This window comes from Shewanella sp. ANA-3 (assembly GCF_000203935.1).
Classification (GTDB): Bacteria; Pseudomonadota; Gammaproteobacteria; order Enterobacterales; family Shewanellaceae; genus Shewanella.
Window position 1 is genome coordinate 170,520 of sequence record NC_008577.1, and the last position, 14,283, is coordinate 184,802.

14 protein-coding genes are annotated in these 14,283 nt (G+C 49.7%); 11 read left to right on the forward strand and 3 right to left on the reverse strand.

Annotation, left to right across the window (positions count from 1 at the left end; all coding sequences use genetic code 11):
* Nucleotides 1-241: 241 nt before the first annotated feature.
* The 3 genes from SHEWANA3_RS00775 to hslR all read right to left on the reverse strand — a co-directional run bounded on the left by SHEWANA3_RS00775 (nucleotide 242) and on the right by hslR (nucleotide 3,281).
* Nucleotides 242-1,783: a phosphoenolpyruvate carboxykinase gene (locus SHEWANA3_RS00775; protein ID WP_011715419.1), complete on the reverse strand. Its 1,542-nt coding sequence runs from the start codon at nucleotides 1,781-1,783 to the stop codon at nucleotides 242-244.
* 202 nt (nucleotides 1,784-1,985) lie between these two features.
* A complete protein-coding gene (gene hslO, locus SHEWANA3_RS00780) occupies nucleotides 1,986-2,846 on the reverse strand; it encodes an Hsp33 family molecular chaperone HslO (protein WP_011715420.1) in 861 nt (286 codons plus the stop codon).
* Nucleotides 2,847-2,882: 36 nt separating this feature from the next.
* Nucleotides 2,883-3,281, reverse strand: coding sequence for a ribosome-associated heat shock protein Hsp15 (gene hslR, locus SHEWANA3_RS00785; protein ID WP_011715421.1), 399 nt, complete (start codon nucleotides 3,279-3,281; stop codon nucleotides 2,883-2,885).
* Nucleotides 3,282-3,532: 251 nt separating this feature from the next.
* Here hslR and gspC point away from each other — a divergent pair, with 251 nt between their 5' ends.
* The 11 genes from gspC to SHEWANA3_RS00840 all read left to right on the forward strand — a co-directional run bounded on the left by gspC (nucleotide 3,533) and on the right by SHEWANA3_RS00840 (nucleotide 14,271).
* Nucleotides 3,533-4,459 carry a type II secretion system protein GspC gene (gspC, locus tag SHEWANA3_RS00790; protein ID WP_011715422.1) on the forward strand — a complete coding sequence of 309 codons (927 nt, stop codon included), beginning with the start codon at nucleotides 3,533-3,535 and terminating at the stop codon, nucleotides 4,457-4,459.
* 24 nt (nucleotides 4,460-4,483) lie between these two features.
* On the forward strand, nucleotides 4,484-6,592 hold the full coding sequence (gene gspD / locus SHEWANA3_RS00795) for a type II secretion system secretin GspD (RefSeq protein ID WP_011715423.1): 2,109 nt from the start codon (nucleotides 4,484-4,486) through the stop codon (nucleotides 6,590-6,592).
* Nucleotides 6,589-8,154 (forward strand): type II secretion system ATPase GspE, encoded by a 1,566-nt coding sequence (gene gspE, locus SHEWANA3_RS00800; protein ID WP_011715424.1) that lies wholly within the window; start codon nucleotides 6,589-6,591, stop codon nucleotides 8,152-8,154. Before gspD ends, gspE begins: the two co-directional genes overlap by 4 nt.
* A 3-nt stretch (nucleotides 8,155-8,157) precedes the next feature.
* On the forward strand, nucleotides 8,158-9,381 hold the full coding sequence (gspF, locus tag SHEWANA3_RS00805) for a type II secretion system inner membrane protein GspF (RefSeq protein ID WP_011715425.1): 1,224 nt from the start codon (nucleotides 8,158-8,160) through the stop codon (nucleotides 9,379-9,381).
* A 69-nt stretch (nucleotides 9,382-9,450) separates the two neighbouring features.
* Complete coding sequence (gene gspG, locus SHEWANA3_RS00810; protein ID WP_011715426.1) at nucleotides 9,451-9,885, forward strand: type II secretion system major pseudopilin GspG; 435 nt, start codon at nucleotides 9,451-9,453, stop codon at nucleotides 9,883-9,885.
* A gap of 1 nt (nucleotide 9,886) precedes the next feature.
* Entirely contained in the window at nucleotides 9,887-10,459 is a 573-nt protein-coding gene (gene gspH, locus SHEWANA3_RS00815) for a type II secretion system minor pseudopilin GspH (protein ID WP_011715427.1), read from the forward strand.
* Nucleotides 10,446-10,814: a type II secretion system minor pseudopilin GspI gene (gene gspI, locus SHEWANA3_RS00820; RefSeq protein WP_011715428.1), complete on the forward strand. Its 369-nt coding sequence runs from the start codon at nucleotides 10,446-10,448 to the stop codon at nucleotides 10,812-10,814. The genes gspH and gspI overlap by 14 nt, the downstream gene beginning before the upstream one ends.
* Nucleotides 10,795-11,562: a type II secretion system minor pseudopilin GspJ gene (gspJ, locus tag SHEWANA3_RS00825; protein WP_011715429.1), complete on the forward strand. Its 768-nt coding sequence runs from the start codon at nucleotides 10,795-10,797 to the stop codon at nucleotides 11,560-11,562. The genes gspI and gspJ overlap by 20 nt, the downstream gene beginning before the upstream one ends.
* Nucleotides 11,559-12,557, forward strand: a complete 999-nt coding sequence (gene gspK / locus SHEWANA3_RS00830) for a type II secretion system minor pseudopilin GspK (protein ID WP_011715430.1) — start codon at nucleotides 11,559-11,561, stop codon at nucleotides 12,555-12,557. Before gspJ ends, gspK begins: the two co-directional genes overlap by 4 nt.
* A gap of 48 nt (nucleotides 12,558-12,605) precedes the next feature.
* Nucleotides 12,606-13,793, forward strand: coding sequence for a type II secretion system protein GspL (gene gspL, locus SHEWANA3_RS00835; RefSeq protein WP_011620997.1), 1,188 nt, complete (start codon nucleotides 12,606-12,608; stop codon nucleotides 13,791-13,793).
* A gap of 1 nt (nucleotide 13,794) precedes the next feature.
* Complete coding sequence (locus SHEWANA3_RS00840; protein WP_011715431.1) at nucleotides 13,795-14,271, forward strand: type II secretion system protein M; 477 nt, start codon at nucleotides 13,795-13,797, stop codon at nucleotides 14,269-14,271.
* Nucleotides 14,272-14,283: the final 12 nt, after the last annotated feature.

Genomic DNA, 14,283 nt, shown 5'->3' on the forward strand with positions numbered 1-14,283 from the left:
GCCGCTTCCTAAAAAATGATGATTGTTATCTGTGATTATAAAAACGCAGCATTAATTTAAGCTTGGTTTAACTAATCGATAAGAAATAAAACACATAAAAAATCTATCGCAGTGACTTTATGCGGCTGGTTCTTAGCCATAAAATCAACAGGCAAATAAAAAGCGCGGGTTCATCGCTGAACCCGCGCTTTTTACTCAACAATGTGTTTGATTACATTATCTAAATGAGTCCGCTAACCGCTTATGCCTTTGGGCCAGCGTTTCGGATGGCATCTGACACTTGGTACTTAGCGAAGTTCTTAGTGAAGGCTTCGGCCAGTTTTTGGGCGTATTCGGCGTAGAGTGCCTTATCGCTCCAAGTGTTCACTGGGTTGAGTAGGTTAGTGTCTACACCGGGTACCGCGACAGGCACGGCCAGATTCAGTGTCTCTAAGTGTACGGTTTCGACGTTTTTCAGCTCACCGCTGACAATCGCATCGACAATTGCGCGCGTCGTTGGGATATCGAAACGTTTACCAATACCGTGTGGACCGCCAGTCCAGCCAGTGTTAACTAAGTACACTTGGCTACCGAATGATTCGATACGCTTCATCAGCAGCTCTGCATACACGCCCGCAGGACGTGGGAAGAAAGGCGCGCCGAAGCAAGTAGAGAAGGTTGACTGAATCGCTGAGGTTGAACCGATTTCAGTCGAACCGACTTTAGCGGTGTAACCAGAGAGGAAGTGGTAAGCCGCTTGCTCTTTGCTCAGGATAGAAACCGGTGGTAATACGCCAGACACGTCGCAGGTTAAGAACACCACTGCGTGCGGCTCGGCGCCACGGTTGTCTTCTTTACGCTGAGCGATATGCTCGAGTGGGTAAGCTGCACGGGTGTTTTCCGTCAGGCTGCTGTCTTTGTAGTTAGGCACGCGGTGCTCGTCCATTACCACGTTTTCCAGCACAGTACCGAAGCGAATCGCATCCCAAATCACTGGCTCGTTCTTTTGGCTCAGATCGATACACTTGGCGTAGCAGCCGCCTTCGATGTTGAATACGCCGCCTGGTGCCCAGCCGTGCTCATCGTCACCGATCAGGAAGCGTTTTGGATCCGCAGACAGGGTGGTTTTACCCGTGCCTGACAGACCGAAGAATAGGGTAGTGTCGCCGTCTTTACCTACGTTTGCCGAGCAGTGCATTGGCAATACGCCTTGGGCTGGCAGCAGGAAGTTTTGTACAGAGAACATCGACTTCTTCATTTCGCCAGCGTATTTCAGGCCCGCTAGCAACACTTTGCGCTCGGCAAAGTTTAAGATCACCGCTGCATCTGAATTGGTGCCATCACGCTCAGGAACACAGACGAAGTCTGGCGCGTTGATGATTTGCCATACAGGCTTGTCTTGACGGTTAAATTCTTCTGGGATGATAAAAAGGTTGCGGGCGAACAGTTGGTGCCAAGCGTATTGAGTCGTCACACGCACTGGCTGGTAATGTTCTGGGTCTGCACCGACTTCGAGGTCAGATACAAACAACTCTTTATCGGCGAGGAATGCTTCTACACGCGCCCATAATCCTTCAAAAGCACCGGGTTCAAATGCTTGGTTGACGGGGCCCCATTCGATGTCAGCCGCTGAACTGTCTTCTTTTACAATGAAGCGATCGCCAGGAGAGCGACCTGTGCGGGTACCGGTTTTAGCAACCAGTGCGCCGTTTGCAGTCAATTCACCTTCGCCGCGTAGCAGGGCAAATTCGACCAGTTGTGCTGTTGAGGGGTTGTAGTGAACGCGGTTTAATCCATCCGCCATAGTGAGGTCTCCATTGACTTGTATTTGTAAGGTTATTTTTTTAATCGATCGTCTGCCGATTTTGCTTTTATTTATCGCCCGAGGCGTGCTAGGGGACAAAGTGTGCCGATTGTATCCTATCCGTGGGTAAAGTGTGAGCTGGATCATTGAGGCGGTACAAAAAAGGGCACCCTAAGGTGCCCTTTTAACAGTCAATTTTGACTTACTGCTGGGTATTTGAGCCGGTGCCGTTGGCATAAATAGCTGCGATATCAATGCCATCGAATACGTATTTCGCATTGCAGTATTCACAACCCATTTCGACCTTACCGTCTTCGGCCAGAATGGCTTCGACTTCGGCTTGATCAATCGTTTTGATCGCGGCTGCGCTGCGCTCACGTGAGCAAGTGCATTTAAAGCTGACTTCGATAGGATCGAACAGACGCACTTCTTCTTGGTGATATAGGCGGTGCAAGATGTCCTGCGCATCTAAGGTGAATAACTCTTCCGCCTTGATGGTCGCGGTCAGCTGACACAAATGCTCGAAGTCGGCATTGTGGTCTTCTTGGCTTGGTAATACTTGCAGGAACATACCCGCAGCTTGTTTACCGTCGGCAAATAACCACAGTGCAGTAGGTAATTGCTCTGACTGGTTAAAGTAGTCTTCAACACAGGCGGCTAAGGTTGGCTTGTCGAGGGCGACCACGCCTTGGTAACGCTCGCCTTCATCTGGTGTCAGGGTGATAACCATATAACCTTGGCCAAACAGATCGGCTAGGCTAGCATCGTCGGCTAACTCGCCTTCCCAGCGCGCAATACCGCGTAATTGCTGCTGGTTATTGCCATTGATCACCGCCAGTGATACTGGGCCGTTACCCTGCAGCTGCACGCTGATATCGCCACTGAATTTTAACGTGGCGGTTAACAACGACGTTGCCGCCAGCAATTCACCCAGCAGGATTTGCAACACGGGTGGGTAAGCGTGTGAGCCAATCACCTGTTGATAGCTGTCTTGTAACTGTACGAGTTCACCACGCACATCGGCATTGTCGAACAGGTAGCGGTTTAAAATATCTTGTATCATCTTGTATCTCACTGTTAGGTAACTTTTACGTAATTCTTAGCATTCTTTAAAACGGATAAGTTGGCGTCGTTGCTTTTTATCCGGTTTATGGTCGGGCGCAGGATTATTGAGAATATTCAATCGTCTTGCTTCGGCGTTTACCGCACGCTTGGCCACACTAGCAGCCGTTTCTTCGTACAATTCCTGCGCAATCGTCGCGCTTTGGCGCATTTCAGATAATTTTTTTATGACGATCTCTTTATCGTCATATCCCTGTCGTATCTTAAGGACGGCACCTATCTCGGCATTCTTACTAGATTTGGTACGAGCACCGTTGTAATGTACTTTGCCGCCGTTGATCATTTCTTTGGCAATGGCACGGGTTTTATAAAAACGTGCGGCCCATAACCACTTATCGAGTCGAACGCTGCCACTGTCGCCTGAACTTTGCGTCATAGTGTCTCCAAGATAAAAGCTCGATGAGCTCACATGCTGAGCAATAAAATGCCTAAGTCGCATTGCGATGATGTTAAAGGGTGGTGTGCTTCACACCCTTTTGAGGCGGGCAAAGTTAGCATAAATGGCCAATTTTCGCCAATTGCAATACTGTTATGGGGTTGTTGCCAAATGCGGCCTAGGTTAGCATGTGGCGAACATTCTAATTTTTATAATCAGAACAGAGACCTGTATTGAGGGTCCACATAAATATGGATTTATTAGATAAAGTTATCGCTAAAGCTGCAGGTATCCCGCATAAGCCATTGAGTCAGGTTGTTTTCTGGTTTGGTTTTATTCTGAGTTTACTCTTAGCCGCGCAAATTACATGGAAACTCGTACCTAGTACCTCATCCCCAACGGCTTGGTCGCCAACGGCTGTCACGACGACGGGCAAAGGCGCTGGGCAAGTTGATCTTGCGGGATTACAGCAGCTTGCACTGTTTGGTAGAGCCGATGCCAAATCGGATAAACCCAAAGTGGAAGTGGTTGAGACTGTGACCGATGCGCCTAAGACTTCCCTCTCTATTCAATTAACGGGTGTGGTGGCTTCAACCGCCGATCAAAAGGGTCTCGCGATTATCGAGTCCAGCGGCAGCCAAGAAACCTACAGCCTAGGCGATAAGATCAAAGGCACATCGGCGTCGTTAAAAGAAGTCTATGCCGACCGGATTATCATCACTAACGCGGGCCGTTACGAGACCCTGATGCTCGATGGTCTGGTTTACACCAGCCAAAGCCCAGCGAATCAGCAATTACAAAAGGCTAAGAGTGAAAAGGCAGAAGTGGTTAGCCGCGTTGATCAACGCAAAAATACTGAAATCTCCCAAGAGCTGGCCGAATCCCGCAGTGAACTCTTAGCCGATCCCAGCAAAATTACCGATTACATTGCGATTTCTCCCGTTAGACAGGGCGAAAGCGTCGTGGGCTACCGTTTAAACCCGGGTAAAGATGTGAACCTTTTTAAGCAAGCGGGCTTTAAACCCAATGACCTTGCTAAATCGATTAATGGATACGACCTGACTGTGATGAGTCAGGCGTTAGAAATGATGAGCCAATTGCCTGAATTAACTGAAGTTTCCATCATGGTTGAGCGGGAAGGACAATTGGTTGAAATCATGTTTAGTTTGCCGCAATAACACGCGTTAGAGGAAAGTAAAATAATGAATAACAAACGGATTCGACGCAAACTGATTGCTGGAGTTGTGGCAGGCGCCACTATGCTGACCTCGCAATTTGTTTGGTCTGAACAATATGCGGCCAACTTTAAAGGCACTGATATCCAAGAATTTATCAACATTGTTGGTAAAAACCTGAATAAAACCATCATTGTTGACCCGACCATTCGCGGCAAGATCAACGTGCGCAGTTATGATCTGCTCAACGATGAGCAGTATTACCAATTCTTCCTCAACGTGTTGCAAGTCTACGGTTATGCCATCGTCGAGATGGAAAACAACGTCATCAAAGTCATTAAAGACAAAGATGCGAAAACCGCGGCGATTCGTGTTGCTAACGACAACGACCCAGGTTTAGGTGATGAAATGGTCACCCGCATCGTGGCGCTGTATAACACCGAAGCCAAGCAGTTAGCGCCGTTGTTACGTCAGTTAAACGATAACGCCGGTGGCGGTAACGTAGTGAACTACGACCCATCGAACGTACTGATGCTGTCAGGCCGCGCCGCTGTAGTTAACAAGTTAGTCGAAATCGTTCGCCGTGTAGATAAACAGGGTGATACCTCGGTACAAGTAGTGCCGCTCGAATACGCCTCAGCCGGTGAAATGGTGCGAATTATCGATACCCTTTACCGCGCGACAGCTAACCAAGCGCAGCTCCCAGGACAAGCGCCTAAGGTTGTTGCCGACGAGCGTATTAACGCCGTCGTGGTCAGTGGTGATGAAAAGAGCCGCCAACGCGTGGTTGAGCTTATCCATCGCCTCGATGCCGAGCAGGCTAGCACGGGTAACACTAAGGTACGTTATTTACGTTATGCCAAGGCTGAAGACTTGGTTGAAGTGCTGACCGGATTTGCGCAAAAGCTTGAGGGTGAAAAAGATCCAAGCGCCCAAGCTGGCGGTAAACGTCGTAATGAAATCAATATTATGGCCCACACTGATACCAACGCCTTAGTGATCAGCGCCGAGCCAGATCAAATGCGCACAATCGAGAGCGTGATCAACCAACTCGATATTCGCCGCGCTCAAGTATTAGTTGAAGCCATTATCGTGGAAGTTGCCGAAGGCGATAACGTCGGCTTTGGGGTGCAATGGGCCGCGAAAGCGGATGGTGGCACTCAGTTCAATAACTTAGGCCCAACCATTGGTGAAATTGGCGCTGGTATTTGGCAGGCACAAGATAAAGAAGGGACTTATATTACCAACCCTAGTACGGGGGAAGTGATCGGTAAAAACCCTGATACTAAAGGCGATGTTACTTTACTCGCCCAAGCCTTAGGTAAAGTGAATGGTATGGCGTGGGGCGTGGCCATGGGCGACTTTGGCGCCCTAGTTCAAGCTGTGTCGGCCGATACCAACTCAAACGTTCTGGCAACACCTTCGATTACGACATTGGATAACCAAGAAGCCTCGTTTATCGTCGGTGACGAAGTGCCGATTCTGACGGGTTCTACCGCCAGCTCAAACAACAGTAACCCATTCCAAACCGTTGAACGGAAAGAGGTTGGGGTGAAGTTAAAAGTGGTGCCTCAAATCAACGAAGGCAACGCGGTTAAGCTTGCGATTGAGCAAGAAGTCTCGGGCGTAAACGGTAACACGGGTGTAGATATCTCCTTCGCGACTCGCCGTTTAACCACCACTGTAATGGCCGACTCAGGACAAATCGTGGTGCTCGGTGGTTTGATTAACGAAGAAGTCCAAGAAAGCGTGCAGAAAGTGCCATTCCTCGGCGATATTCCGGTGCTCGGACACTTATTCAAGTCTTCTTCCAGTAAGAAGACCAAAAAGAACCTGATGATCTTTATCAAGCCCACCATTATCCGTGATGGTGTGACTATGGAAGGTATCGCAGGCCGTAAATACAACTATTTCAGAGCATTACAACTTGAGCAGCAAGAGCGCGGCGTGAACCTGATGCCAAATACTCAAGTGCCAATTCTGGAAGAATGGAATCAATCTGAATATCTGCCGCCCGAAGTGAACGACATTTTAGATCGTTACAAAGAAGGTAAAGGGTTAGAAACTCAGATGCGTAAAACGGACTCGACCCTCAAGTCGCTGGATGAAAACAAGAACAAAGACAAAACACAATGAGTGAAATACAAGTAACCCAAGTCGAGGATTTAAGCCTAGTTTCTAACGAACTAGGGCTTGAAGCCGAAGGTGATGAGGTATTTCGCTCCAGCAGCAAAGAGCGTTTACCCTTTGCCTTTGCCCATCGCCATGAGGTGATTTTAGCCTATGGCGATGATGGTGCCTTGAACCTGTTTTATACCGCCAAAACCCCATTAGCAGCCATGCTCGAAGCGCGCCGCTACTCGGGCGCGGATTTGCCGCTGGTCTTGCTCGAGCCGGGCAAGTTTGAGGCGAAATTAACCCAGGCCTATCAAGCCAACTCCTCCGAAGCGCAGCAGCTGATGGAAGATATTGGCAACGAGATGGATTTATTCACCCTCGCCGAAGAGCTGCCGCAAACCGAAGATCTGCTCGAAGGCGATGATGATGCGCCTATTATCAAGCTGATTAACGCCTTGTTATCTGAAGCGATTAAAGAAGAAGCCTCGGATATCCATATCGAAACCTACGAGAAGCAGTTGGTCGTGCGTTTCCGTATCGACGGTGTGCTGAAGGAAGTGCTTAAACCGAATCGTAAGCTGTCATCCCTTTTGGTGTCGCGGATTAAGGTCATGGCGCGTCTCGATATCGCCGAGAAACGTGTACCACAGGACGGCCGTATTTCGCTGCGGATTGCGGGTCGTGCGGTGGACGTGCGGGTATCGACCATGCCATCGAGCCATGGCGAGCGTGTGGTGCTGCGTCTGTTAGATAAAAACGCTGGCAATTTGGACTTAAAACAACTGGGGATGACCGACAGTATCCGTGCCCAGTTTGACGAGATTATCCGTCGTCCACACGGCATTATTCTGGTGACAGGCCCTACGGGTTCGGGTAAGAGTACCACGCTGTACGCGGGTCTTACCGAGATTAACTCTAAAGATACCAATATCTTAACCGTTGAAGACCCGATCGAATACGAGTTAGAAGGTATAGGTCAAACTCAAGTGAACACTAAGGCGGACATGACCTTCGCCCGTGGTCTGCGTGCGATTCTGCGTCAAGACCCGGATGTGGTGATGATCGGGGAAATCCGTGACCTAGAAACCGCCCAAATTGCGGTGCAGGCATCTTTGACTGGTCACTTAGTGATTTCAACCCTGCATACCAACACGGCCTCTGGCGCGATTACCCGTTTGCAGGATATGGGCGTAGAGCCTTTCTTAGTCTCATCGAGTTTGCTCGGGGTACTAGCCCAGCGCTTAATTCGTACTCTCTGTCCAAAATGTAAGACAGAGCATGTGCCCGATGAGCGTGAGCGTGAGCTGCTGGGAATGGCAGCAGACGATCATCGCCATATTTACCGCGCCAATGGCTGTAAGGCCTGTGGTAGCAGTGGCTACCGTGGTCGTACGGGTATCCATGAGCTGTTGCTGGTCGATGATAATGTGCGCGAGCTGATCCACGGTGGACGTGGCGAACTGGCGATTGAGAAATATATCCGCCAGTCGGTGCCAAGCATTCGCCACGATGGCATGAGCAAGGTGCTCTCAGGTATCACCACTCTAGAAGAAGTCCTGAGGGTGACCCGCGAGGAGTAAGCTATGCCAGCATTTGAATATAAGGCGCTGGACGCCAAGGGAAAACAGCTAAAAGGGGTGATTGAGGCGGATACCGCCAGACATGCCCGTAGTCAGCTGCGTGACCAACGCATGATGCCGCTGGAGATTTTGCCAGTCACCGAAAAGGAAGCCAAGTCAAAAGGCACCGGATTCTCGCCCTTTAAGCGCGGGATTTCGGTGGCGGAATTAGCGTTGATCACCCGTCAAATCGCCACGCTAGTTGCGGCGGGCTTACCGATTGAGGAGTGTCTCAAGGCGGTGGGGCAGCAATGTGAGAAGGCGCGTCTCGCCAGCATGATCATGGCGGTGCGTTCCCGCGTGGTGGAAGGCTATAGTCTGGCCGACTCTCTTGCCGAATTTCCGCATATTTTCGATGACTTGTACCGCGCCATGGTGGCCTCGGGTGAAAAATCCGGCCACTTAGAAGTGGTGCTGAACCGCTTAGCCGATTACACCGAGCGCCGCCAGCAGCTGAAGTCCAAACTGCAACAGGCGATGATTTACCCCATTATGCTGACGATAGTCGCCATTGGGGTGGTATCAGTGTTATTGGCCGCCGTGGTGCCAAAAGTGGTTGGCCAATTTGAGCATATGGGCGCCGAGTTACCCGCTACAACCCGCTTCTTAATTGCCGCCTCAGACTTTGTCCAACACTATGGTCTGTTTGTTATCTTGGCTATCGGTATTTTGCTGGTGGTGTTCCAGCGTCTACTTAAGTCACCGATTTTCAAGATGAAATACCATACGTTTTTGCTAAAAATGCCGGTGATTGGCCGAGTGAGTAAAGGACTCAATACCGCGCGGTTTGCGCGAACCTTGAGTATTTTATCCGCCAGTTCAGTACCTTTGTTAGATGGGATGCGCATTGCCAGCGAAGTATTGCAAAATGTGCGGGTGCGAGCGGCGGTGGATGATGCCACGGCGCGCGTACGGGAAGGAACTAGCCTAGGTGCAGCGTTGACTAACACTAAGCTATTCCCTGCGATGATGTTATATATGATCGCCTCGGGGGAGAAGAGTGGTCAGCTCGAGGAAATGCTTGAGCGTGCTGCGGATAACCAAGATAGGGAATTTGAGAGTAATGTTACACTGGCGCTGGGTGTGTTCGAGCCCATGTTGGTGGTGAGCATGGCGGGGGTTGTACTCTTTATCGTGATGGCCATTCTGCAACCTATTTTGGCACTGAACAATTTGATTAGTGGCTAGTTTTTAATTTATGGATTATTGCCTCTTTGGACTCAGAGATGGCGCAGGTTTTTCTAGGAGATGTAGTCGATGCAAATGAACAAAAAGCACAAGGGTTTTACCTTACTCGAAGTGATGGTGGTAATCGTTATCCTCGGTATTTTGGCGTCTATGGTGGTGCCAAACCTGATGGGCAACAAAGATAAAGCCGACCAACAGAAAGCGGTATCTGACATAGTGGCGCTCGAAAACGCCTTAGATATGTACAAGTTAGATAACGGTGTTTATCCAACGACTGAACAAGGTTTAGAAGCCTTAGTGCAAAAACCAACCATTTCACCTGAGCCACGTAACTACCGTGAAGAAGGCTATGTTAAGCGTTTGCCACAGGATCCATGGCGCAATAACTACTTACTGTTAAGCCCAGGCGAAAACAGCAAGTTAGATATCTTTAGTGCAGGCCCAGATGGTCAACCAGGTACCGAAGACGATATCGGTAACTGGAACTTACAGAACTTCCAATAAGATGTTAACGCTGCGCCACGCCGGCTTCACCTTGATGGAGGTGATGCTGGTGATTTTGTTAATGGGACTCACCGCTGCAGCGGTGACTATGTCTATTGGCAATTCAGGCTCACAACAGGCGCTGGAAAAAAATGCGCAGCAATTTATCGCCGCCACAGAGCTAGTGCTGGATGAAACCGTATTGAGCGGTCAATTTATCGGTATCGTGGTGGAAAAGACCAGCTATCAGTTTGTTTATTATAAAGATGGTAAATGGAATCCATTGGAGAAGGACAGGATTCTGTCTGAAAAACAAATGGAACCCGGCGTCGTGCTGAATCTGGTGCTCGACGGTTTACCTTTAGTGCAGGAGGATGAGAAGGACGAGTCGTGGTTCGACGAGCCCTTAATCGAGCCTTCTGCGGAAGATAAGAAAAAGCATCCAGAGCCGCAGATTTTGCTGTTTCCGAGTGGTGAAATGAGCGCCTTCGAACTGAGCTTTATGACCAAGACCGACAAGGGGCCACTCGATGTATTAGTGGTGGGCGATGCCCTTGGCCGTTTAACCCTAGGGCGACCCGATGAAATACGCTAAGGGTATGACCCTACTCGAAGTCATTGTGGCCTTGGCGGTATTTGCCATCGCCGCCGTCTCTATCACCAAAAGCTTAGGTGAACAGATGGCGAATATGCCGATTCTGGAGTCACGCACTCTTGCCCAATGGGTGGCGGATAATCAAATGGTCGACGCCAGACTCGATCCGCAATTTCCCGAATTAGGCAAAAAAGAAGGGCAGGTAGAACTCGCGGGTAAGGATTGGTACTGGCGTAAAGAAGTGGTGAAAACCACGGATGATAACTTTCGCATGATCCGCATTAGTGTCAGTGAAGATGAGCGTTATCAGCGTATTGCAGCACAAGTGAGCAGTTATGTCCTTAAAACAAACTAAGGCTCATAAGGGATTTACCCTGCTGGAAATGCTGATCGCGATTGCGATTTTTGCCATGTTAGGTTTAGCCGCCAATGCGGTACTTAGCACTGTGCTGACCAACGATGAAGTGACCCGTAACTTCTCGGTGCGTTTAAAGGCATTGCAGCAGGGCTTTGGCGCGATTGAGCGCGACCTTGGGCAGATGGTGGCGCGGACACCCAGATTACTCGAAGGCGGCCGTGGTACCACAGTGTTCCAAACGGGTAACGATATTTTAGATTCGGAATCAGAGGCCTTAGTGTTTTACCGCTTAGGCTGGCTCAACCCCGACGGCTTATTGCCCCGTGGCAGCATACAGTCGGTTGCCTACGTGGTACGCGAAGGAAAATTAGAGCGTTGGTACTTTCCGTATCCCGAGCCCGAATTTGGTGCCGAGCCAATGAAGACTGTGATTATCGACAAGGTGCTCTCGGTCGAGTATTCCTTCTTTATGGAGGACAAATGGGAGCGCAAGGTCGAGGCGACCAAGTTACCCAAAGCCATCGCAATGGAAATTGAGATTGAAGGCTTAGGCAAAATTCAACGTAAGTTTATGTTGCCCTTGGGCGCGGCGGCGCCAGAGAAATCCAATGATGAGGACAACAAGAACGACAACGCCGATGACAATAAAGACGACAACGGCGACCAAGACAATAATGGCGATGGCTCGGGTAACGGAGAAGAAGACCCCGGCAAAGGTGACCCTGAAAATGAGGATGGCGCATGATAAGGCGAAATCCTGCTAAACAACGTGGCGTCGCGCTGATTGTGGTGTTGCTGATCGTGGCCATGGTGGTGATTATCGCCACCAATATTACCAGCCGAAATCAGTTGTCAATGCGCCGCACCTTAAACTTAGCCCAGTACGATCAGGCCTATTGGTACGCAATTTCTGCCGAAGAGCTGGCGAAGAAGATCCTCAAGCAGGACTTGGACGATTCGGAAGGCCGTGTGCACAAGCAACAATATTGGGCCATGAGCGACGTGGTGTTTCCGGCGGAATATGGTGAGATTGCAGGCAAGATCACCGATATGCGTTCGTGTTTTAACTTAAATGCTTTGTCCGTCACCACAAAAGATGTGGAAAACGGTCAACCTAAATTGCCCTTAGCGGCAAAGCAATACAAAGCCTTATTAGTGAGTTTAGGGATGGATGATTTTACCGCAGATCATTTAACTCAAACCCTAAAGGATTATATCGACGAGGACACTGTCGCGAGCCCATATGGCGCCGAAGACGCCGAGTACGAAGCGCGAAATGTGCCATATCGCGCCGCGAATACCCTGATGAATCACAGGAGTGAGCTGCGGGCGGTGATAGGTTACACCCAAGATATTTATTTGAAATTATTGCCTTATATTTGCGTCATCCCAGGGAATGACAGACAACTGTTAAACGTGAACACCATTGATGTCGAGCAAGCGGCGCTGCTGGCGGCCATGCTGGATAATCAGATATCGGTTGGTGAGGCCGAAAGCATTATCAACCAACGCCCCGGCGATGGTTTTGCCAAGATCGATGATTTTTATGAATCCTCCTCGATGGGGTCGATTAAGTGGGAAGATGCGATGAAGTCCAGTTTTGTGGTGGACAGTCAGTACTTCCTCCTCGCCTCGGGCGCTAAGGTCGATAACGCCATTTTTAGGATGGAGAGTGTGCTCAAAAAGGGCAGCGGTAACAAAATGGATGTGCTCACCCGTCAGTTTGGTGGACAAAAATAATAGCAAACAAGCTCAATCTTTTAAGATGGAAGCTGGTGGAGAAAAACTGTGAGTGAACGGCTATTTATTCGCTTAGGCAGAACCGCAGAGCAGGCATGCTCTTGGCTGGTTTGGTCCGAACAAGAACAAGAAATTATCGCCTCTGGTGAACTTGCCAACGCCCAAGGTTTATCAACCTTAACCGAGCGCGCGGGAAATCGGCCTATCGATGTATTGGTGCCAGCCTCCGCTATGACGCTCACCAGCGTGAATCTGCCCGAAAAAGGCCAACGCCAAGCCTTAAAAGCCCTGCCTTTTATGTTGGAAGAAACTATTGCCGACGATGTGGATGCGATGCACTTTACCGTTGGCCCGCGCAATGGCGATGCCCTCAGTGTGGTGGCCGTTGCCCATGAGCAAATGCAAACTTGGCTCAGCTGTTTGGCCGAAGCGGGTTTAAAAGTGAAGCGTATCGTGCCTGATTGCCTCGCCTTGCCATTGCAGGAATGCCAATGGGCGGCCATGCGTTTCGGTAACGAGTTATTACTGCGTACAGGATTAGGGACTGGCCACAGTCTGCCTTTACCTTGGCTGCCAGTCGCGATGAAGCAACTGACGGCGCAGGCCGACGAAGTGTCGGTCGCCAGTTACACTGAGATGGAGCTGGACGGCGTTGAACTTAAGCCACAGCCGCTCGATTTACCTATGTTGGTACTGGCGCGTGGCATTTTACATGCGCCCATCAACTTACTCACGGGTGTGTATACGCCGAAGCGCGAATACAGTAAGCATCTGTTGCAGTGGAAAAATGCCGCAATCGTGTTAGGTGTTGCCATTGTCTTGTCCTTAGTGAATAAGGGCTTAACCATTCATCAGGTGAATGGTCAGATTGCCGATTTGAAGGCGCAGAGTGAGGCCATTTATCAACAAGTGGTGCCGGGGAATTCACGCATTGTGAATTTACGTTCGCAGATGGAAAGCCAATTACGAGCACTCCAAGGGCAAGGCAGTGGTGCTGAGTTTTTTGCGATGCTCGATGGTTTACAGGACGCCTTTAAACAAGTGCCCGAGCTGAAACCAAACACCCTAAGATTTGAGAGCGCACGTAATGAAATCCGTATGCAAGTCACGGCTAAGAATTACGCGCAAATTGAGAAGTTTAAAGAAATAGTCGGCCGTCGCTTCCAAATGGACGGCGGTACGATGAACAGCGGTGAAGATCAGGTCACCAGCACCTTAACCTTGAGGAGCAAATAAGATGGATAATTTGCGGACTTGGTGGCAAGGGCTTGCATCGCGCGAGCAGCAAATCGTCGGCTTCGGCGCCGTTTTCTTAGTGATCGGCGTGTTTTACTGGGGCATCTGGACACCCATTGCCAATGCCGAAGCCAATGCACTGCGCAACTTAACGGCGCAGCAGCAGACTCTGACCTATGTAAAGCAAACGGCAAATAAAATCGCTGGCTTAAAACAAAGCGGCGCTAAGCCGACAATGTCAGGCAGCTTAAGCTCGGTCGTTAACCAAACGGCGGGCACTTACGGATTAGTGATCACTCGCATGCAGCCCCAGGGCGATAAAATACAAGTGTGGATGGATGATGTGCCATTCGATGCCTTACTGAATTATTTGAGTGACTTAGTGCAGAAAAAAGGCCTATCACTTGAGAGTGTTGATTTGGCAGAGGCCGACGCGCCTGGCTATGTCAAAGTAAGACGTATCCAACTAGCGCAATAGGTTAAGGTGTAG

Coding starts and splice junctions, on each gene's coding strand:
- SHEWANA3_RS00775 (WP_011715419.1), bottom strand. CDS start 1,783: ATGGCGGATGGATTAAACCGCGTTCACTACAACCCCTCAACAGCACAA.
- hslO (WP_011715420.1), bottom strand. CDS start 2,846: ATGATACAAGATATTTTAAACCGCTACCTGTTCGACAATGCCGATGTG.
- hslR (WP_011715421.1), bottom strand. CDS start 3,281: ATGACGCAAAGTTCAGGCGACAGTGGCAGCGTTCGACTCGATAAGTGG.
- gspC (WP_011715422.1), top strand. CDS start 3,533: ATGGATTTATTAGATAAAGTTATCGCTAAAGCTGCAGGTATCCCGCAT.
- gspD (WP_011715423.1), top strand. CDS start 4,484: ATGAATAACAAACGGATTCGACGCAAACTGATTGCTGGAGTTGTGGCA.
- gspE (WP_011715424.1), top strand. CDS start 6,589: ATGAGTGAAATACAAGTAACCCAAGTCGAGGATTTAAGCCTAGTTTCT.
- gspF (WP_011715425.1), top strand. CDS start 8,158: ATGCCAGCATTTGAATATAAGGCGCTGGACGCCAAGGGAAAACAGCTA.
- gspG (WP_011715426.1), top strand. CDS start 9,451: ATGCAAATGAACAAAAAGCACAAGGGTTTTACCTTACTCGAAGTGATG.
- gspH (WP_011715427.1), top strand. CDS start 9,887: ATGTTAACGCTGCGCCACGCCGGCTTCACCTTGATGGAGGTGATGCTG.
- gspI (WP_011715428.1), top strand. CDS start 10,446: ATGAAATACGCTAAGGGTATGACCCTACTCGAAGTCATTGTGGCCTTG.
- gspJ (WP_011715429.1), top strand. CDS start 10,795: ATGTCCTTAAAACAAACTAAGGCTCATAAGGGATTTACCCTGCTGGAA.
- gspK (WP_011715430.1), top strand. CDS start 11,559: ATGATAAGGCGAAATCCTGCTAAACAACGTGGCGTCGCGCTGATTGTG.
- SHEWANA3_RS00840 (WP_011715431.1), top strand. CDS start 13,795: ATGGATAATTTGCGGACTTGGTGGCAAGGGCTTGCATCGCGCGAGCAG.